The organism is Vibrio sp. S457-15 (genome assembly GCF_000960545.1).
Lineage (GTDB): Bacteria > Pseudomonadota > Gammaproteobacteria > Enterobacterales > Vibrionaceae > Vibrio > Vibrio parahaemolyticus.
Genome location: NZ_JYOQ01000006.1, coordinates 96503 through 118488 on the forward strand (window position 1 = coordinate 96503; position 21986 = coordinate 118488).

15 protein-coding genes are annotated in these 21986 nt (G+C 44.3%); 6 read left to right on the top strand and 9 right to left on the bottom strand.

The features are described 5' to 3' along the window. Positions 1-2: 2 nt before the first annotated feature. The 6 genes from UF05_RS02470 to UF05_RS02495 are packed head-to-tail and all read right to left on the bottom strand — an operon-like array spanning position 3 to position 10749. A complete protein-coding gene (locus tag UF05_RS02470; protein ID WP_045546200.1) occupies positions 3-3767 on the bottom strand; it encodes a cellulose synthase subunit BcsC-related outer membrane protein in 3765 nt (1254 codons plus the stop codon). Further along, positions 3758-4864: a cellulose synthase complex periplasmic endoglucanase BcsZ gene (gene bcsZ, locus UF05_RS02475; protein ID WP_031816678.1), complete on the bottom strand. Its 1107-nt coding sequence runs from the start codon at positions 4862-4864 to the stop codon at positions 3758-3760. Before bcsZ ends, UF05_RS02470 begins: the two co-directional genes overlap by 10 nt. Next, on the bottom strand, positions 4864-7149 hold the full coding sequence (gene bcsB, locus UF05_RS02480) for a cellulose biosynthesis cyclic di-GMP-binding regulatory protein BcsB (RefSeq protein ID WP_023585926.1): 2286 nt from the start codon (positions 7147-7149) through the stop codon (positions 4864-4866). Before bcsB ends, bcsZ begins: the two co-directional genes overlap by 1 nt. Beyond that, positions 7139-9772 carry a UDP-forming cellulose synthase catalytic subunit gene (bcsA, locus tag UF05_RS02485; RefSeq protein ID WP_025524128.1) on the bottom strand — a complete coding sequence of 878 codons (2634 nt, stop codon included), beginning with the start codon at positions 9770-9772 and terminating at the stop codon, positions 7139-7141. Before bcsA ends, bcsB begins: the two co-directional genes overlap by 11 nt. A gap of 3 nt (positions 9773-9775) precedes the next feature. After that, on the bottom strand, positions 9776-10555 hold the full coding sequence (gene bcsQ / locus UF05_RS02490) for a cellulose biosynthesis protein BcsQ (RefSeq protein ID WP_020840231.1): 780 nt from the start codon (positions 10553-10555) through the stop codon (positions 9776-9778). Then, a complete protein-coding gene (locus UF05_RS02495; protein ID WP_020840230.1) occupies positions 10552-10749 on the bottom strand; it encodes a hypothetical protein in 198 nt (65 codons plus the stop codon). The genes bcsQ and UF05_RS02495 overlap by 4 nt, the downstream gene beginning before the upstream one ends. Positions 10750-11226: 477 nt before the next feature. Between UF05_RS02495 and bcsE the strand changes: the two genes are divergently transcribed. From bcsE to UF05_RS26240, 6 genes are all read left to right on the top strand, one after another. Further along, positions 11227-12810 (top strand): cellulose biosynthesis protein BcsE, encoded by a 1584-nt coding sequence (gene bcsE / locus UF05_RS02500; RefSeq protein ID WP_045546201.1) that lies wholly within the window; start codon positions 11227-11229, stop codon positions 12808-12810. Further along, entirely contained in the window at positions 12807-12983 is a 177-nt protein-coding gene (locus UF05_RS26235; protein ID WP_020840228.1) for a hypothetical protein, read from the top strand. The genes bcsE and UF05_RS26235 overlap by 4 nt, the downstream gene beginning before the upstream one ends. After that, positions 12983-14608 (top strand): cellulose biosynthesis protein BcsG, encoded by a 1626-nt coding sequence (bcsG, locus tag UF05_RS02505; protein WP_025632291.1) that lies wholly within the window; start codon positions 12983-12985, stop codon positions 14606-14608. Before UF05_RS26235 ends, bcsG begins: the two co-directional genes overlap by 1 nt. Positions 14609-14766: 158 nt before the next feature. Continuing rightward, positions 14767-15684: an SPFH domain-containing protein gene (locus UF05_RS02510; RefSeq protein ID WP_045546202.1), complete on the top strand. Its 918-nt coding sequence runs from the start codon at positions 14767-14769 to the stop codon at positions 15682-15684. Between the two features lie 9 nt (positions 15685-15693). Further along, positions 15694-16155, top strand: a complete 462-nt coding sequence (locus UF05_RS02515) for an NfeD family protein (protein ID WP_045546203.1) — start codon at positions 15694-15696, stop codon at positions 16153-16155. A gap of 540 nt (positions 16156-16695) precedes the next feature. Continuing rightward, complete coding sequence (locus UF05_RS26240) at positions 16696-16878, top strand: hypothetical protein (protein WP_071651861.1); 183 nt, start codon at positions 16696-16698, stop codon at positions 16876-16878. A gap of 43 nt (positions 16879-16921) precedes the next feature. Here the strand turns inward: UF05_RS26240 and UF05_RS02520 are convergent, their stop codons facing one another. The 3 genes from UF05_RS02520 to zipA all read right to left on the bottom strand — a co-directional run bounded on the left by UF05_RS02520 (position 16922) and on the right by zipA (position 21894). After that, positions 16922-18331 carry a porin gene (locus tag UF05_RS02520; RefSeq protein ID WP_005454568.1) on the bottom strand — a complete coding sequence of 470 codons (1410 nt, stop codon included), beginning with the start codon at positions 18329-18331 and terminating at the stop codon, positions 16922-16924. Between the two features lie 510 nt (positions 18332-18841). Continuing rightward, positions 18842-20854 (bottom strand): NAD-dependent DNA ligase LigA, encoded by a 2013-nt coding sequence (gene ligA, locus UF05_RS02530; protein WP_045546204.1) that lies wholly within the window; start codon positions 20852-20854, stop codon positions 18842-18844. 89 nt (positions 20855-20943) lie between these two features. Then, entirely contained in the window at positions 20944-21894 is a 951-nt protein-coding gene (gene zipA, locus UF05_RS02535) for a cell division protein ZipA (RefSeq protein ID WP_045546205.1), read from the bottom strand. Between the last annotated feature and the right edge of the window lie 92 nt (positions 21895-21986).

Below are 21986 nucleotides of genomic sequence, written 5' to 3' on the forward strand. Positions count from 1 at the left end.
TATTAGAAGTCGCTATACAGCATTGGTGCTGCTGGTGGATATTCTATTGGTTGCCAACGATCATTAAAGGTGTATTTGGCATATAGCATGAAATGGTTTGGAGTATAAAACTCAGAACGCTGCACATCGACTAATGCGCCAAGGTACCAACGTTTACTGACTCGCTTTTCCACCGCTGCTTGCAACGATGTACCAAAACCACCACCTTTGTCTGACGTCGCTATTGTCGATAAGTATGGTGCGTCTTCCTTAGTCCAAGAGTTGGAGACGGACGCACTCAACTGATATGACCAAGAGCTGCTGTATCGACCATAAAAGTTGATAGGTAAAGACACCGAGAAGTAACTTTGCGGGCTGTAGTAGCCACCGTGACCTAGCGTGTACTCACCCAAATTTTTGTCGTAATCAAGGTACATTAAGTTCGTACCAATACTTAAACGCTGGTCATCCGTTGCAATTAACTTATAGTATGCCCCACCTAACACGCCTAAACGAGTGTTGTCTTCAACCTTTTCACCAGTCAAAATATGATACTGCAAGCTACTCCAAAAACCGTAAGGGCCACCAGTATCCCAACTTGAGTTCAACTTCACACCAGTACGGATAACCCCACCCCATTTAGTCCCTTGAGGGTCAGTCGTGCCACTAGGGACAGACATTCCTGCATAAGAAAGCGTGCTGCTGGTCTCTGGGCGACGCGAAGCTTCTGCCGTCCAACCTAACTCACCTAGATCCCCATTGATACGCACACCACCAACCCATGTGGTATGGTCGAAACCAATTGGTGTCGTGCCGATATCGACCAACCAATCTTCAGCTTGCCAGCCCACTCCAAATGCCATACCTGATGCGTCATTTTGGAACGAAACGCTGTCAGAATCGGTGGTTTTTTCATAGTAGTCCAACTGACCTGAATCGATAGAAACATAATCGGCTTTTAGCAACAGATGCCCATCCCAGCTCTCAATCGGGATTCGGGCTTCTATGGGCACTTGATTCGAAGTATTGCGACCATCTCGTGCACTGTAATCCCAGCCAATTATGACATGACCATCACTCCGATCATGCAGTTTATCGATGTCCGATTTGACGTTACGAGTCAACCAGTAGTCGTCAGCAGTATCATATAGCTCGCGTAAGCTTGGGGGTTCTTTTTTTGCCTCTTCAGGTTCACGATTTTTATCCATTCGGTCATGATTTAAGGCTTGATAGGCGCGTGTTTCAGCTAACGCCCACTGTTGATTTTCCATTGCTATAGACATGCTATTGCGAAACGCTAAGGCGTCGGCATCAGGTATCGCATCCAACAACTGATTTAGCGCATTAGCGTCATTTCGATAGCCTTGTTGATTAAACACCGCGGCCACTGTCATCAACTGTGCCGCAGTTAAGCTATCGCGCTTTTTATTCAAAATGAGGTGCATATCGTGATACGTCGCTTCATCTCCAGTCAAAGCACTGGCTTGCAACATGCCAATTTCTGCTTGAGTTTTAAATGGCTCAGGCTTTAAAGAAACTTGTTTATACAAATCCAACGCAAGCTTAGGCTGTTGATTAACAAGCATCAGATCCGCTTGACTCAACAGTCGACGGGTTTTGAGTTCATCAAACTGTAATGCTTCCGAAGCACTTAAATCTTGTGTTGCGGAATTTAATGCTAAGCTCGCATACCAACTATCAAAATCTTCAAAGTGATTCAAGCTTACCATCATGCTGCCGTAAGCCAGTTTGTCATCGGTTGACCAATCTTCTGCAAACGAAATGCTTTGGAAAATCCTCTCAGCTTCCTTAACTTCATCAATGTCTAACCACGCACTCACTAGACGAGCGAGCGGTTGAATTTGACCTTGATAATCCGACTCTAGCGCACGTAATGTCGCCGTTACTGATTCAGGAGAAGCTAAGTAACGCGTTTGAATGTCTCTCAACTGAGCATCAAGCTTCAAGCGGGTTAAATTGCGCTGTATTGCGTCTGTCATGTCATGTTGTGCGATGCTCTCTAGCTCAGCGATGGCCTCATTCACTTTGAAGTCCTGCGCGAGATAAAGCGCGTAAGCAAATTTCATTTCAGGGTCATTACTAGATGTAGCCCAATTGGACATCAGCGTATCCGCGCGTACTTTGTCGCCCATTGAATGAATAACGTCAGCAATATCAAGCCTTAGCCATGGGGATGTTGGCTGTAGCGCAATCAATTCCTCTACGGACGCTTTCATCGTTGCCTGATCATTTTGAGCGATTGCGATCCGCAGACGAGTCAAAATAACTTCCGACTTGATGCTCGCTATTTTTTCAGCGACCACTTTCTGCTGTGGGGCAGAGTAACTGCGCGCGAGTGCTTCCGCGCCAGACCAATCTTGCTGCTGAATACGAACATCTAAACGACCACGCAATGCAGAGCTATTGCTACTGTCCAGTTGCAAAGCTTGTTTGAAAACCTTCTCTGCCGCGGCATAATTTTCTTGTTCAAGATACAAAGAGCCTAATGATGAATAAGCATAAGGTTGGGATTTATCTACTTGAATCGCTTTGTGATAAACGCTTTCTGCTTGCTTAAACTGGCCTTTTTCGACCAAGGCATCACCTTGATCAAGATACGCCCAATATTGAGACGTCTCGATTAGCGCTGCCCATTTTGAGGCCGAGTCAGGATTATGATCTAAGCGCTGAGCCTGTTTAAAGTATTCGAGCGCTTTTTGCTGCTGCCCTCTACGTAGATAAACCTTGCCCATAGCACCGAGCAATTCAGGATCTCGCGGACGAGTCGTCAACGCATAACGCAGCTGAGCTTCTGCTTGGTCGGTTTTATCTTCCTCGAGCAACGTTAACCCTTTGAGCTTAGCGAGATAGGTGGGGTCTTTTCGTAGTTCCTTTTCCTTTTTCCAGCGATCTTTCGCGCTTTGATTCGCTCTTTGAATCTCCATGTCAGACGGGTAGTAGCTAGCTAAAATGGCATATTGCTGAACAACTTGATCTGAAATAGGCAATTGATCCAATGCACGCAACCACGACGTTGCCGCATTTGTTCCAACCGAAGGAGCAAGCGCTAACTTTTTATAGGTATCAAGAATCCATGGATCGGCAGGATTCTCTTTGCGAATGTGGTTGGCTAACGCGAGTTGAAAAGACGGAACACTAGGATAATTTGCATTTAAACGTTCCAGTCCCTGTTTCACCGAGATCCAACTGCCAGGCAAATTACTTTGCAACTGTAGGAATTCAAGTTGTAACGCTGGTGATGGCATTCCATTTGGGAAAAGGGCTTTGTAAGCTTGAATCGCTTCATCGTAACGACCAGATTTTGCAAGCAACTGAGCGCGCTGATAATCCGCTCTTTTCTCTCCCTGAATGGCCATAATCGATGACAAGTTTTTCGCTTGAGGCGAATGAGGCGCCTGCCTGATTAAGCGCTCAAATACCGGTTTTGCTAATTCTGGCTGCTTACGTTTCAGATACATATTCGCTTGATAGAAAAGCCCCGTTGAATTGCTTTCTTCAATCGCGAACAGCCTCTCCAGAGTACTCTCGACAATATCATCTCGGCCAATCGCATCCGCCAGTTTTAGCTGCTCAACCAACCACTCAACCGAGTCAACTCGTGCTAATGATGTGGAAAATTGAACCAGCTCGATAGGCTTGTAGACCTGTGCGAGCTGCGACTTTGTCAAAGGTTTTGAGCTAAAGCTTTCTGCATGCACAGTGCCGACGCCACCAGCCGCCAAAGCAACCAGTGGAATCCACCATAACACGCGTCCTGTTACTGACATCTCTCGCTCCATACAGGAAGCAATTCACCTTGCACACCAAAACGGTAACGTTCTTCATGCCAACCAAGCCCAAATAGACTTAATACGTTGTCGTAATAATGATCGTTTTTGTCCACCACAAGTTCATTTTGAGCACGACGAAACTGCGTCTCCAACAGCGTAGATTCACCAGAAACCGCGAGTAACGGAAGAGCCGCAGCAGAAAAACCTGCGCTTCCTGCTTGGGTATATTTACCCGTTTCAGTATTTACTTCTCTCGCTGGCGCACCAAGGGTTTTGGTTGCCGCCACAAACGGCTGCATTTTTTGAACTAATACTGCTTTTTCTGAAACTTGGTCATTTAACATGCCCACCCAAAGATAAGTGCGGATCGCGTTGTAACTGCCTATCGGCCCAGTGACCCCATCTGAGCTATAACGACCATTTCTCAATGTTGCCCAGTCTGGGCTAAAGCCAGCTGGCATCGTTTTCTCTAGCATGTGAACACTTGCCTTATACATTGAATCCCAGTTGTATTGCGGGTACAGAGACTGCATACGAGCAATCAGTTGTAACGGAACATAACTCGGATTCACACGGTACTGGCCGTCGGCATCAAAACCTGTTGGAGCAGGCAACAATACCGTTCCAACTCCCGCTATGTTGACGGTTTCTTCACGTAAAATACGACTCGCGATAAGATGTCCAAGGGTCTGATAGTAGTAGTTATTCCATAATCTTCCCGCCTCAACGAGGGAGTACGCTATCCACAAATCAGAATCTGACGCTGGATTAGAATCCAACACTCCGAACTGACCATTTTCTTTTCTTCCCCACAACCAAGCAGGAAGCCTTGCCGTCAAATCCCCACCAGCCAAATGTGATTGAGTCCATTTTAAAACCTGATCGAAGGTTTTAGGGTCATTGGCAACCAAGGCAAAGAACAATGCGTAAGATTGACCTTCCGAGGTCGTAATCATACGCTCGTCACTGCCATCAACGACTCTGCCTTGCTCCATGTATACCGACTTAAATGTTTCCCAATGTGGCCACTCGCAGGTGTTAGCCCACAAGTAAGGAGACACGAACAACATAAGGAACGAGATGAGTTTTTTCATTATTCCTCTTCCTCAGTTTTTTCTAAACGTCTAGACGCGACTTGACGTAATACGCGCCAAAGCACAATGGTTACGATCACCACTAGCAAGGCGGCAAAGCACGCAACGATGACTGGGTGATTAGAGAAGTGATACCAAACGAGCTGCCACACAGGAAGCTTACCGACATAGTAGTGCGAACCCACGTTGTAGCTTGCTACTTCGTTATTTCTCAACGTCACCACCGAGCCAAACATGTGCTCAACTTTACCGGAGTCAGCCAACGCGCGATCAACCGACGAAAAATCTGACGGGTGAGCCGCCATAATAGAAATGACGCTGCGTTTTTTCGTAAATGGCGATTCTGCACCATAAATAGCAGCAAAAGAGCCCTCAGCCTCAACAGAAACATAATCCGCGGCCACTTGACGAGCATCACTTGGACTCATCCAGTTCATTCCGAGCTGCTTTTCATTTTTGCTTGGTAGGCGAATTTGTCTCTGACCCTCTTTAACCACTAAGTTAACTTGGTCAGGATTATTAGCGGCTTCTTCTAGTGCATCCACAACACCGATCGTCAGGATGTCTTTATCTTTTAGTTGCTCAGCATTCCATTTGTCTGTCAAAAGCACCTGAATACCTGGGTACCCAGAATCACGTCCTAACGACCCCATGACGTTTAAGAAGGTCTGCAACACTTCTTTTGGAGCTCTCTCTGGAACAACAATCGCAGTTTCTGACAAATCGGCCATGCGAGTGTAAGGAAAACCAGAAGTAGCAAAAGCGCGCATATTTGGCATTTCGATGTAGTGAGGGAAGCCACTAAAATCAACCGTAGAGTCACCATCAATGACCGCGTATTGCTTACTTGGTTGCGTCACCTGACATTGCCCATCGGTCACCGACGCAAAGCCAAACTCAAACTCGATTTGGTTTTTACTGCCAACTTTAAAGGCCGGAATACGAACAAGCGCATCACCACTCAGAATACTGTCATCTAATAGAGGAACACGCACACGGTTAGACTCACCACCTTGGCCTTTTGTGGTTAAGTTAAACGCCTCAATGAACTGGTCATTGATGCTCAAAGTCAGGCGAGAACCAGAATGATCCGCAGCAGGTGGCGAATACCGATAGTTAAGATCCATCGGTATACCACGGCTCTGCCAAGTAAAGAGATCGGGTGGTAAGCGCAAACTCACGTTGATTGGAGGAGGCGTTCGACCTTCCACTTGCAACATGCTTTTTTGTTCGACTAATTCAGATAATGCAACGGGACGAGCCGTACTCACCCAGTTTGGCGCATCGTACGGGACTCGTGGTTTGATTTGTTTGACTTCATTAATCTTCGCGATTGGCCCAGTAAGAAGTTGGTTTCCCAACGCCAAACCTTGTACCGCAACGTTAAGATCCTTACTGTCACGGCCTATCACTAGAAGAAGCTTCACGTATGGGTCAGTTGGGTGAGTGATAACTTGAAGACGAGGGCCATCCGTGTCCGGAAAATCTCTCAGAAACTCAGGTTTGTTGTCATTGGTAACAAAGACAATGGCGTTGCGCTTAGGTAACGTGTCGACACTAAAAGGGAATTGAGCACCACGCCAACCCGCTAGAGCACCAAAGTAAGAGCTCAAGACACCGGCTGCTTTGACATCATCCAGATCGTATTTGCCACCCATAACGACGGGCAGATTTAACTGGCTAAAATCACGGACATCAAAAAACGGTGCTGGCAACAAGCTCAAGTCACTTTCCAGCATTGTCTTTTGGGCAAACATTTCAATTCGACTGCTTTGGCTGATCTCAGCCCAAATGCTCGAGTCATTTGGATTGGCACAGTCTTTCTGAGTATTCCCAATCAACTCAAAGCGAATTTGGTTGTAGTTGCTGAAGTAACGAGTATCCAGCGGCATCGATAAGCTCAACTTTTTACCTTGCTGACCATCGACGATTGACGCCACTCCCATAAGCTCGTTGTTCAAATACACTTTGACGTGAGAAACCAAAGAGAGCAACGCTGGTGAAGGTGTGATGTCAAAGTACAACGTGGCTTTAGACACCACCTCATCGAGTCGCGAACCGAAACCAATATAAGCACTGGCCTCACTACCTTGAATAGCAATTGAACCACTGTAACCCAATTGACTAAATGGAATGACACGCTTAAATACGGTCGAATTTTCAGCATCTTGCTGTGCCAAAGGCGTTGGTTGTTGCTGACTTACTTCTTGTGCCGCGAGACTGCCCGACATACACATGAGAGTGATAGCCGTCGTCAACGCCGTTAGTTTTTTATTATTTAGCATGACTTGAGGTCCTGATTGGGACATAACGAGGTCTTAGTGACCAAATAAATTCGATACAAAATAAAAGTGCATCCACACTGGCCTGAACAAACTTAGGACAATGTTGCAGCAAGCGTTTGTATCCATTAAAGCCGACTTGCAGTACAGCCTGCATACTCGATAGAGGCTTATCTGATTGATAGCCTTGTTGCCATTTCGCCCACGTATCTGCACGTGCAAATGTACATTGGACGTATTGGATTTGTTGTTGATGAGACAATTCGTTGAGTTGTAAACCAAATATCCCCTTATGAGCATAGGCAACCGTCATCGGGAACACGAATTCTTGACCACCGCGATTGAGGATCACTTCTAAGGTTTGGCCAAGTAGGTACGCACAGGTTGGTTCATCGACTCCGTCTATTTCAATGCGCACGCCCCCCAAAGAGAAATCCTTCATCTGCGCTTGAATCAAGTGCCCTGAGTGAAGCCTTACCGCGACAGGAATCGCTACCTCTACTCGGTGATCTTTTCGAACTTGTTTGGCTTCTACCGCAACGGCGACAGCAGCACCTAAAATCAACAAGTTGTACATCGTCCAAACGAGGTTCACGATAACCGTACCGATTTCGTCTTGAGGCCCCCACCCCATTCGGTAAATCCCTACAGCAAAGCCCAGAATATTGAGTGCAACCAAAACCAAATATGGTCGGGAGATCACCCAATCGTAGTGAGATTTTTCAACCAAACCGCCTTTTGCCGTTACGTTGAATGTCCCTTTATGGGGTGCAAACAAAGCCACCGTTGTTGGCCTTGCGATGTACCAAGCAAGCACGGTTTCGTATACCTCACCCCAGAACGAATAACGGTAGTCACCCTGCATACGAGAGTTGGTCATGCTCGCGTGGATCATATGGGGCAATACGTACAAAATGATCGCCAGCGCTGGCGCATAAATCACGTAGGAATGCAGCAACAAATAAGCCAATGGTGCGATCAGGAATACAATCCTTGGGATACCAGATAGAAAGTGCAGCATGGCATTGACGTAACAAAGCCGTTGAGAGAGCTTAAGACCCTTTCCAGTCAATGGATTATCTACCCTAAATATCTGCGCCATCCCGCGAGCCCAACGAATGCGTTGCCCAACGTGTGCAGACAATGTCTCTGTCGCCAAACCAGCAGAAATCGGCTGCTTAAGATATGCAGAACGATAGCCTAAACGGTGCATGCGCAAAGAAGTGTGCGCATCTTCCGTCACGGTTTCGACTGCAATACCACCGACTTCCTCTAAAGGCTCTCGACGTAAAATAGCGCAAGAACCACAGAAGAAAGTAGCATCCCATAAGTCGTTACCATCTTGAATCAGGCCGTAAAACAAGTTGCCTTCGTTTGGCACGTTACGAAAGTTCGATAAGTTACGCTCAAACGGATCCGGAGAGAAGAAATGGTGCGGCGTCTGAATAAGCGCCAACTTTGGATCTTTCAGGAACATCCCCATTGTGAGCTGAAAGAATGCTCGTGTAGGAATATGGTCACAGTCAAAAATCGCAACAAACTCACCGCTGGTCTGCTTCAACGCATAGTTAATGTTACCGGCTTTCGCATGTTCATTCGTTGGGCGGCGGATGTAGTTCACCCCTACACTTTTGGCGAAATCTCGGAAGCTATCACGCTTGCCGTCATCCAGAATGTGGATGTTGAGTTTGTCTTTCGGCCAATCGACACCTAACGAGGCATAAACCGTCGCTTTCACGACATCAAGATCTTCGTTGTAAGTAGGGATCATCAAGTCAATGGTTGGCCAAGTTGACTGATCCGGTGGCATCGATACTGGTTTGCGATTCAATGGCCAGATATTTTGGAAATAGCCAAGCATCAGCACAATCCAAGAATACGTCTCAGCTAGAAGTAAAACGCCCCCTAGAAACAAAGCAACAGGATCGTCCCAGTTCAGGGTAGACGAATAACGCCACCACAAGTATCGACATGAGGCCGTAACCGACAAGATGATCAAAAGCATGGTAGGAAAACGACCCGGCATGCGACGAACCATCATCGCTAATGCCCAGAGTAACAACACAAAGACAGTCTGAGCCTGATAACCAAATGGCACCGTAAAACACAGCAAAGCGATTAACACCACGAAAAACAGCAAGGTGTAGTTCAATGCCATTGCTGACTTACTTGCTTTAATGCGCTCTCGAACTTGTGGATCTTTGATGTTGTTCGCTGTCTGTTCTAACCAGCGGACGCTTTTTGCAACCAATTCAAATGGCAAGTAGAACGCATTGCGAATTTGCTCGGCTAAAGTCATCGCTAAGCTGCTGGTTTTTTTGGACCATGCTGTATTTACGTTTTGCTTGAAGCAAAGCAACCACACGCTTTGGATAATAAAACGTATAGGATCAAACCATCTTGGCGCAGCAAAATTAACGTTTGGATAGTAAACCAAAGGCAGTTTCCATGAGGGAACACCCGAAATAACCGGCTTTAAAAATACAAAACTCAATGAAAACCAAAAAGACAAAGCACACTCACCAACCCAGTTTGTTTTGCAATTCCAGGCTTGCTCGTAAGCTTTCTTCTGTAGTCTGAATTGGTCCACTACCCAGCGTTGGAAAATTAGATTAAGACTTCGCATAAATTAGCTTTGGTCCTGAGCGCTTGATAACGCTGATACACACCAAAAAGCAAAAGACTGAAAATCTTTTGCGGCTTGGCTCGATGGCGAATAGTGTTGAACGGTCGTCAGGTTTGCCACACATTCAAGCAATGCCGTATCTCGATGAATCGAAACAGGAATCAACGATTCGCTAAGTTCCTTTTTCAGCACCAACATGAAATCACGACCAATTTCGGTTTCTGGCTGATACTTATTCACCAAAAAACGTAATTTGTCAGAGCGAAGCAATCTCGATAGCTCTTCATGTTGTAGCCAAGATTGAAGAGTGAGATAACTCAGGGCATCTGCCGTTACCACCACCACAATCATATCCATTGAGTCGACAAAAGATCGCACTTCAGGATCAGTAAGCTCTGCTAAGTCGGAGTGAAAAAGCAGCCACTGCTCACCACGGTTTTCGCTCACTTGCAACGTCATTTCACCTAGCATTGATAGGTAGTGAGAACGCTCGTTAAAAAATGCTTTTAACTGCTCAGAATTCAGATGGCCAAACGGTAAAAAAAGTGCACCTTGTGGGCTTTCATAGCCAGCCTGGGTCCAAGGTTTATCTGAAAGAAGTTGTTTCGCCCAGCCATCTTGCTCTTCCTGCGGCAAGCCAAGATGAGTTTGCAGTAAACTGTTAGGCATCACCTCAATGGCCAGTACCTGTTTGTTTATCTTAACTAATGCTTGTGCCAAGTTCGCAGCGACGGTCGTTGAGCCACAACCACCTTTTAAACTAACAAAAAGAAGGCGTTTCATATCGCTTCCGTTTCTAAACCTTTCTGCTTATTACGCACTTGAGGCAGAGCATTACGAGCACTGTTGGCTTGAAAGACCAACCACTTATTTTTAGCTTGCACGTAAGACTCGTTTTCTGTTGTTTCAATATACTTATGTTGAGTTAAGTTATAAGAAGAGTAGATCGAATTAATATCTTTTGCAGACTCAGTCATAACATTTTTTCACAATATAACGGTGTTTAAACTGCGGTAATGGCAATCCCGCCAGCTACTCTTTGCAGTATAAATTCCATTGTTGAAAAATTGACGCATCGACCTATGCGTCTCATATTCACAGAATGCTAATGAATGTGAAAAGGGTTATTTATAGTTCACATAATTAATAAATCCCTAAATGATGTTTGACTTCAGCAACAGGGGTTATGAAGATGAATTGTAATTATCCATTTACGATATATAAGCACAAAAAATAATTTACCAGCAAATCATAGACTTGCAAATTATTGAGTTTAAACTTATAAACATCATATGAAGCAATGCTATAACTATTTTAATTTTTGATCAATTTCGTTTAATATCTCGGCGTCATTTTCTTGTCGCCAAGAAAAGTAACATTGTAACGATTAGCATACAGCGGATTGTAAGCCACAACGCACAACGACAGTAAACCATTGATTATAAGGTCTTTTGATGTCAGCAATCTCCGGGTTATCCGCAATTACCTCTGAACGAGAGATAAATTCTGTTTATGTAAACTTATTTACACATAAGCAAATGGTTATTGATTATTTGTTCAGTACGCTACCAGCAAATAACAACACTTCACTTACAAGCTTTACAAACAAGGAAACTTTTTTGTCTGCATTGAATGATGAGGCCTTATGCAAATTCAATGACTTATCTAAAAATCATCTTGAACAATGTTTTTTTCTTAGCCACAAATTCACAAATAAAGCGCCAAACGCTATAAAGCTTGCAAAAGATATTCATCAAACAAATATAAGGAAACTCTCTACATATATATTAGTAGTTCCAGATTCACTGGTATCATCAAGTGACGATTATTTTGTAAGTATTTTCCTACAAAACTTAAATGAACTGGCAAATAATAAAAAACTCACTATTAGTGTTTGTATATATGGGCATCTGACGACTTCACTATTAAAGCCCATGCTGATTTCTCATAATAGATACATTGCAGGTTTGGCGACCATGACATCATTAGATGACGCTCGCTACTGCTATCTTGTGGATTTTTGGTCCAATAAACACGGTGTAATTTCCCAAGACGAGTACCTTCTCTCTAGCACTAAAGATAAGAAGCTAAAAGCAACGCCTTACGATACGCATCAATCTCGTGTCATACCGGAAGACAAATCGGATAGTGATAGAATATATATCAGTAGAAGAGCCTTCAGAGAAAACGAGAAAGCCCCAAAAGGGATGCGTATGGCCGAGAGTAATCAAGAACTCATAGCGATGTTAAACAACCCTCGCTCTTCAACTATTGTTTTCAGCTGTGATAACCAAAGCGAAGTTCAACAGATCGCGTTAGATTGCTACCGTTTAAGGTCCGCATATGGTCGTCAGCTAAAGATTATTGTCAGGGAGACCCAACAATGTCTGAGATATGCAGATGAAAAGTTCTTACTCCGCGCGGGGGCGAACTTCATTTCACATGCGCAGATCCCCCATATGCGCTTTATGACTCAGGTTGAAGCAATTCAAGGCCAAATGCTTACACGCCCAATTCCTGACAGTTTAGAGGCGCTCTTAAAGTATGACCTTAAGTTTGGTAGCAAAGGCTACTTACAAAACCAGGACTTTAACCAATACTGTATTGACGTCATTTCCCACTCAACACACTCAAGTGTGAACTTTGCGCTCATCAAGCTGAACTTATTGCCAGGCATGACAGCAGAGGAATGTTTACGTCTTTGCCATATTCGAAGAGATGGCGACGTTGTGACAGCCTGCAAAAAAGCTCTATATGTCTTGTTCAGTGCTATTCGACAAAGCGATATTGATATTGCACTAAACAATATATTTGAGTTTCCAGTGAGAGACTTGTTTCACTCAACTCACACGTTTGATACTCAATTAGATATCGAAACAGAGCTAAAATTGATCGTTCAAGATGAAGCCGTCATATCCGATGACGTTTCAACCTTGACGACAGAAAGGGAAATATTCCATACCACCACCAATTCCATGGTTGATGTTCCCCCTTTGTTTGCTGTCAAAAAGGCCATTGAGCTTAAGGAACGTTCATGAATATTAACGACTTTTTACTGACCGCGAGTATCAGCTTAGGTATTGGCCTACTCCTAGGATACTTTCTTCGTGACCTAGTAAACGCAACCACACGCTTTTACCACAAGCACTTAAAACGCTCACGCTATTTTGAGCTAGATACATCAGCCACTAACACCAAGAAGCTTAAGTAATGACATCGCATTCTCATGACTCTACCCCCTTCACTATAGGATTGGGCTGGTGGAACATTTACTTTATCGCAAAAATAGCGCTCTATTTTCAGGGAATCATCGATTTCCATCCAATGGAAAACTTTGCGCTGTTGATCTTCATCCTGCTGCCAATCTCGATGAAAAGCCTAAATACGGTGCGTCATATCGTTGTATTTGTCGCCGCAGCGTGGCTCTTGCATTACGATTCTTATCTCCCTCCGCTAGACCGTCTTTGGGCTCAAGCGGGACAATTAATGCAGTTTGAATTGAGTTATCTGGCCGAACTTTTGGGACGATTTTTATCATTCCAAGCAATACTCGGATTGCTCGCTTTGTGTGGTGCGTACTTTATTTTGAGCAAGTTCGTTAGAGTTTCAGTCTTTGTGGTTATTGCTATGATCTATATAAGTATGCCAATGACGACTGAACCTCCGACAACAGTGGCTGCAGAAGTAACTCAACAACAGCCGCCAACCGAGGTTACTGCTAGCAAACAACCTCAAATAACGGAAATTAACGATGCAAGTCTCAACACGTTAGCTGCAGATTTCTTTTCTAAAGAAGCTTCTCGACGTGTGACATTCGATACTAGCAGCGCAATGGATGCTCCTTTTGATTTGTTGTTCTTGAGTATTTGTTCGGTCGCGTGGGATGACATCGAAATTGCAGGACTGGCCGATCATCCTCTGTTCAAAGAGTTTGACATCATGTTCGACAATTTTAGTTCCGCTACGTCATACAGCGGGCCTGCGGTCATTCGTCTGCTACGAGCCAATTGCGGTCAACAGGAACACAGTCAACTGTTCCAACCCGCACCTTCAAAACAGTGCTACTTGTTCGAAAGTTTGAAAGAGCTAGGCTTCAAAGAAAATTTACTGATGAACCACAATGGTGTCTTCGATAGCTTCCTTGAATTAATCAAGAAAGACGGTGACTTACAAGCGGCTCTTATGTCTCAAGAAGGTTTAGCTCCTTACCAAAAATCTTTTGATGGCTCTTCGATCTTCCGCGATAAGCAAGTACTGGATAACTGGTGGCAGCAAAGACTTAACAGTAGTGACGACAAAGTCGTGGCACTCTACAACTCAATTTCACTGCACGATGGCAACCGGATCATCAATACGAATTCAAGCACATCCATTGCTAGCTACAAAATGCGCCTTAAGAATTTGCTTGATGATCTCTACGCGTTCTTTAAAACCTTAGAGTCCTCAAAGCGCAACATTGTTGTGGCCTTGGTACCAGAACATGGTGGTGGTATGCGAGGAGACCGAATGCAGATTTCAGGTATGCGAGAAATTCCTGCGCCAACGATCGTTCACACCCCGGTAGGAATTAAAATCTTCGGAGAAGGAATTCAACGTCAGGGCAGCACAGAACACGTCAATGCGCCATCTAGCTATCTGGCGTTGTCACAGCTCGTGTCGAATATTCTGGATAAAAACATTTATCAAAGTAAGACGTTTAGCCCTTCAATATTGACAGAGAACCTACCAGAAACACGCATTGTCGCGCAGAACTCCGGTTCTACTGTGATTGAAGTACAAGGGAAGTATTATGTTTCTCTTGATGGTTCTAGTTGGATTGAATACCCAACAAAGTAGTTCCAACTAAACCATACGATGCTGCCTAAGGCCGGAACTTCCGGCTTTTGTTTTGCCTAAAATCGCCCCGCTATCGCTTCTTCTCAACATCTTCGATTGTCTACAACCCCAAAATGCGTGAAAATGAATCAGTTATTATGCACTCAAGGGAATAAATCATGCCTATCGATTCACTGATCACTATCAGTATTTTCGTCGTCCTCGCTGTCGTTATCTTGTCTTCAGCCATCAAAACGGTTCCACAAGGAAACAACTGGACAGTTGAACGCTTTGGACGCTACACCCACACATTAAAGCCGGGTTTAAACTTGATCATTCCATTCGTTGATAAAATTGGTCAAAAAGTAAACATGATGGAACGTGTGCTTGATATTCCAGCACAAGAGGTCATTTCAAAAGATAACGCAAACGTGGTGATCGATGCGGTTGGTTTCGTTCAAGTTATCGATGCGGCTAAGGCGGCTTACGAAGTAAACGATTTAGAACACGCGATTCGTAATCTAACGCTAACGAATATTCGTACCGTACTTGGCTCGATGGAACTCGATGAAATGCTGAGCCAACGTGACATGATCAATACCAAGCTGCTAGCGATCGTGGACCAAGCAACAAACCCTTGGGGCGTAAAAGTCACGCGTATTGAAATAAAAGATGTTCAGCCACCAGCCGATCTAACTGCTGCAATGAACGCCCAGATGAAAGCTGAGCGTAATAAACGTGCTGAAATTCTCGAGGCTGAAGGTGTCCGTCAGGCAGAAATCCTCAAAGCAGAAGGTCACAAACAATCGCAGATTTTAAAAGCAGAAGGTGAAAAACAGTCTGCTATCCTCCATGCTGAAGCGCGTGAGCGTGCTGCTCAAGCGGAAGCAAAAGCGACTTACATGGTTTCCGAAGCCATCGCAAAAGGCGATATGCAAGCCGTTAATTACTTCATCGCGCAAGGCTACACAGAAGCTCTCAAGAGTATTGGTCAAGCTGAAAACGGAAAAATCATTATGCTACCTTTGGAAGCAACCGGACTCATGGGCTCTGTTGCGGGCATCGCAGAAATGTTTAAACAACAAAATAAAGATTAGGACCTAGTTATGGACTTGTTCAACCTGCTTGATGGCATAACATTTTGGCACTGGCTTGCATTCGGCTTTGTGCTGCTTGCCGTTGAGCTACTTGGTACAGCGGGTTACTTTCTGTGGTTGGGGTTATCAGCGTTATTAGTGGGAGCGTTATTGGCAGTGCTCCCTTTCGGCTGGCAACTTCAATGGTTATCTTTCGCGACTTTCAGTTTGCTGACAACTTGGTTATGGTGGCGACGCCAGTGGTCAAGAGACAAACAAGATGATCAAACAAGAGATCTCAACCAAAAGTACAAGCAGTTAATTGGCCGCAGCGTGATACTCGAGGAAAATTTTTCAATTGGGTTAAACAGAATTCGCATCGCCGATACCACCTGGTCAGCACAATGTGAGCAAAATATCTCAGCCGGTACTCGCGTAAAAATCGTCGCGATCGATGGAATAATCCTCATTGTGGAGCCTATTTCTGAGTAATTTATGTCAAAGTAATGAAGTAAAGACTGCTTCATTACTTTCTTTTCTCTCAACTCTTTTTATTTCATCGTGTTATTCAATTTGTCCTTAAAAAATAAGTAATATAAATGTTATTAAATTCCATCTTGTAAATCCTATTGATATTCATCAACTAAGAATTAATCAAAAAGATAGTTCACTGCTTCCAGTCATTTTCAATCTAATTTCAATATAAAAAATAAAACAGTGTTGAATTAATTTTTGATCTTTCCAACTCCCTATACATACTTAATCCATAAGCATAAAGGTAAATGCTTATATTTTAGGTAAGTAGAAAAGTCTTTCCTACCGTTTTGTTGATAACTGAGTTGGTCCTCACCACGCCAAAGGCAGAGCTTGTTCCAGCGCGGTTGGACACACAATGGGTGACACCATTTACTGCGGTATGTGTGAGCGGTATTAAGGAGAGAGACATGTTTTTGTTTGAGCATTTAGCACGCCAAATACACAAACTTTGGGTAACAGGCGTAATAAAGTCTTAAACATATGAGGGTGATCGTTATGAAATTATTAGCCGGAATACTATTAATATGTTCAGCTACAATTCCATTTACTATTCAAGCAAATGGCGCTTCAGGAGGAAGAACATTAGCACCTGAAGTGAAATGTGAATTACCAAATGGTAATGTCCACATGCTGCCACCGTTATATTGCAAAATGTATGACGGCAGAGAAGTAAAATAGAAAAAGGAGCCATTAGGCTCCTTTTTGATTATTCACTAATTGATTAGTGGAAGCTGTAAGGGATAAGAACTTGTAGACGTAGGTCTGTCTCGTCCGCGTCGCCAGCACCAGCGTACTCGTCACGCTCTAGGATTGTACCGTGTAGACGGATTGTAGAGCCTTTAAGCGCACCACTCTGTAGAGAGTAAGATACTGTTGCGTTGAATGCGTACTCGCTTTCGTAATCCCAGTCACCAGATGCACCGCTTGCAGCTGAGTCAGCACCAGAACCGTAACCAAAGCCTAGGTAGTAGTTCCAGCCGTTACCTTGGTTGTAAGATAGACGGTTGTACCATGCTAGCTCACCCGCTTTGTTCCAGTCAGATAGAGCATCCCACCACTGAGACCAAGTACCGTTGTTCATACCGTAAGTGTGGATAGTACGTGGAACGAAGTCGGAACGGTTGTCTGTGTCTGTGTAACGTAGTTCAGACATCCATGCTAGCTTGCCGAAAGACTGGTTCAAAGATAGACCAGTGTGGAAACCTAGACCATCGTATTTCACATCGTCATCAACACCGTAGAAGTCAAATGCAAGAGTTGTACGGTCACTTACTGTGTACTTCAAGTAAGCTTTGTAAGATGTGTTGTCAGTTTCGTTGTGGTAGCTAGTTACTTGACCTGCACCCCAGTCGATACCATTTGCGTATTTAACGCCAGTCGCTTGACCAAGACCAACTTGGAAGAACAAGCTGTCAGTTAGGTTACCGTTTAGACCTAGAGAGTGTAGGTAGCTCCATGAAGTGTCAGACCAAAGCGCTGGTGCGTAGTCATCTTCGTGAAGTAGCCAAGGTGCTGTGAATTGGTCTGCACCGAAGTAGCTTAGGTTGAAGTCGCCTAGCTTAGCGTTTAGTTCGAAGCCACGGTAAGTACCAGGTACAAAGCTCCATACGTTACCAATAGTACCGTTACCACCAGCTTGTAGCATACCTACACGAGCGTTAAAGTTTTCGTTTGCTTTGAATTTAAGCGCAGCTTTGTAAACTTTAAGTTGTTGGCCGTCACCTGCACCCCAGTCTAGGTTGTTACAGGTTGAGATTTCGTTACATAGGTAGCCTTCGTTTGAGTTGTAAAGGCTGTCGTTGTAAAGATCACCAGAGTAGTAAGCCGCAACATCTGCACCAACCCAACCATCGTGGTAGCCAGAAGTGAAGTCTAGGATAGCGTTGTAAGAAGAGTAGTTTAGACGGCTCCAACGGTCACCGTTCTCACCACCAGGTTTACCTGTAGTACGTGTACGTGAACGAGTGTCAACTAAGAACATTGCATTAAGACTAGAGTCATGCATAAATTCGTTCACTTTCTCTACGTATTCACCACCCGCTGCACTTTCAGTCGATGCAGTAGCTGGAGCAACAGCAACAACACCAAACATTGCTGCAGTTAACGCTGAAACCTTAAAAAATTTGTCCATGGAAAAACTCCTAAAAATGGATATAGCTGTATTTTTCTATCTCACCTTTAGTTGGCCGCCGAAGGAGAGAAGTAAATTCCTGATTAAACCTCATTATTTCTAATTTGGTTTTTTTTAGTTCCTGCATACACACCGTGTATCCACGCCATTAAGACTAACTTCGCACCTAAAAACATCCAAACGGAACTTATTTTTTTTCTAAAAAAATATGAGCCACGCCAAAGTTCCATATAAGTTATTGATCCAGATCTTATTTTTAACACCAACACCGCAACATTGAATATATACATTTAAATTCAAACACTTAAATCAACACACAAACATTCAACATGAAGTGCATCGCATACTTGAATACAAATAAATTCGGATATTCGAAGGGGAGATCCTGATCACTGAAACACAGAAAACACAAAACCAAGACATACAAAAATACTTAATATGCGTAAAGAAAAAGCCCCACAAGCTTTGCCTGTGGGGCTTTTGGTTATTTTTTATCTTTTTTGATAGTGCTTAATTTATCAATTCAAGCAAGTCTTGCTCAGTTTTTATCTCGATACCCAATTCTTGAGCCTTAACGAGCTTAGAACCTGCATTTTCACCAGCAAATAAAATATCAGTTTTCTTAGAAACACTGCCAGTGACTTTTGCACCCAAAGATTGCAACGCCTCTTTTGCTTCAGTACGTCCAAGTTGAGATAGTGTACCCGTTAGCACGACAGTTTTACCTTCTAGTGGCAGTTCTGCGCCTTGCTCAGGTGCACTAACTTCTGGCCAGTGGATACCTTGCACAAGGAGCTCTTGAACAACAGCTTGGTTTTGCTCTTCTTCAAAGAAAGTCGTAATGTGCTTCGCAACTACCACACCAATATCTTGAACAGCAATAAGTTGTTCTTCCGTTGCAGCTTGAATCGCTTCCAGTGATTTAAAGTGTTGAGCTAGGTTTGCCGCCGTTGCCTCGCCCACTTCTCGAATACCTAGCGAGTATAAGAAACGTGGCAAGGTTGTTAACTTCGATTTTTCTAACGCATTAACAATGTTTTGAGCAGATTTTGGCCCCATTCGCTCCAATACGGTTAATACGCCAGCCGAAAGCTTGAACAGATCGGCAGGTGTTTCTACCATTTCACGATCGACCAATTGCTCGATAACTTTGTCACCTAAACCATCAACATCCAACGCTTTACGTGAGACGAAGTGCTTGAGCGCTTGCTTACGTTGAGCTTGACAGACCAAACCGCCAGTACATCGAGTCACCGCCTCCCCTTCGATACGCTCTACGTGCGAACCACAAACAGGACACTGAATTGGGAAAATAATATCTCGCGCCGTTTCTGGTCGACGCTCTTTGATGACAGAAACCACTTGAGGAATCACATCGCCAGCACGACGAATCACGACCTGATCACCAATCTTTACTTGAAGGCGCTCAATTTCATCCGCATTATGCAGCGTTGCGTTACTCACCGTCACGCCACCAACAAACACCGGCTCTAACTTAGCAACCGGAGTGATCGCTCCCGTTCGGCCAACTTGGAACTCAACTTCATTCAATGTGGTGATTTCTTCTTGAGCCGGGAATTTGTATGCGATCGCCCAACGTGGAGCGCGAGCAACAAAACCCAGGCGCTCTTGAACGGCAATATCGTCAATTTTGATCACGACTCCGTCAATTTCGTAAGGTAATGCATCACGACGTTGCAGAATGTGTTGATAATAAGTTTTTACGTCTGCCAAACTGTCGACTCGCTTGGTCTCTGGACACATTGGCAGTCCCCAAGATTTTATCTGCAGAAAACGCTCATAGTGACTGGCTGCCAAATCAGCCCCTTGCACAACTCCAACACTGTATGCGTAGAAGCTAAGTGGGCGCGAAGCCGTAATACGCGAATCTAATTGACGTAAGCTGCCTGCTGCTGCATTACGAGGGTTCACAAATACTTTTTCGCCCTTCTGACGCGCAAGCTCATTCAACTTTTCAAAGCCCGCTTTCGGCATAAATACTTCACCACGAACCTCAAGACGAGCTGGCCAGTCATCACCCCTCAGCTTCAGAGGAATGGCATTAATGGTGCGCACGTTTTCAGTGATGTTTTCACCCGTAGTACCATCACCACGCGTTGCCGCTTGAACTAAAATACCGTTTTCATACAGCAGACTCACTGCTAAGCCATCTAGCTTTGGTTCACAACAATACTGCTTAATGCTTTCTCCACCGATTCGGTCTTGAGCACGTTTATGGAAGCTGTCGAGTTCACTGTCGTCGAATGCGTTATCCAATGACAACATTGGGACTTCGTGTGTCACCTGACTAAATTCAGAAAGCGGCTTACCACCCACTCGCTGACTTGGCGAATCAACCGTCACTAAATCAGGATGTTGAGCTTCAATTTCTAGCAGTTCACGCATTAGGCGATCGTATTCTGCATCTGGAATCTCTGGATTATCTTCCACGTAGTAGCGAACGGCGTGGTAGTGCAACGACTCTTTGAGTTCTTCTAGCCGTTGATGTACTGATTCAGACATAGTAAAGCCCCGTATATTGTCAATCGATGAGGTTGGGAATCCATGAAAAAGGGCTCCAATCGGAGCCCTTTTATAATTGGGTAGTAAGATTATGCGTTAGCCGCATTAAACTCAACTATTTGGCGTCGATAAGCAGCTAAACGGTCAGGAGTCATTAAGTTTCTCTTGTCATCGAGAACATTCCCTCCCATATCATCCGCAATCTGCTGCGCAGTTCTCAACATCAAGTTGAAGTTTTGCTCAGCTTCGCCATAGCAAGGCAACGTCATAAAGAAGGAAATGCCTTTCGTCGAAAACTCTGCGGGATCACCATGCTCAAGTGTGCCCGGATGCATCATGTTAGCCACACTGAACAGCACTTTACCGTTACCAGATAAATCAACATGACGATGGAAGATATGCATCTCGCCATAGATAAGACCATTTTGCTGCATACTGTCAAAAAGTTCCGTGCCAATAAATGGCTCTTCGCCCGCACAATGAACATTCAACACGATCACTTGCATTTCCGGCTCTGGCTTTGGTTCTTCTGGTTGTTCAACAACGGCAGGAGACACTTCTTCAACCATTTCCATCTCTTGTTTAGGCGCATCAAATGCAGAAGGCATGATCTCTTCTTCAATCACCTCTTGCATTGGCTCTTCGACTTCAGACGGCTGAATTGCTACATCTTCAACATCGTTTTTCATCGCGACAAAAGAAGGGATTTCCTCAGCTTCTTCTTTTACAGAAGGCTTTTCTTCTGCCACACCTCCAAGCAAAGGATCTGCCTCAAACTTACTATCAAACGTATTTTCCATCCCAAAGTCTGGTTCTTTGCGATCTTTACGGATGATTTCGAAATCGTCTTCAGGGGCAGGAGCGAAACTGCGCTCTTGCTCAACCGAATCTTTATCACCTTGGTCAACATCCAGCTTACCAAGTGGCTTGTTGCCAAATTTTGCTTTGCCTTCTTTCTTACTGCTCCACAAACCATGAAACAGCAATGCCGCGATGGCTAATGCGCCAACAACAATGAGTACGAATCGCAATTCCTGCATTATTTACTCTCAATATACCTGTTTTTACTACTCGCAATTCCTTGAGCAGCAACCCAAGTGCAATAAATCTGAATGATACGTTTACTTTACCA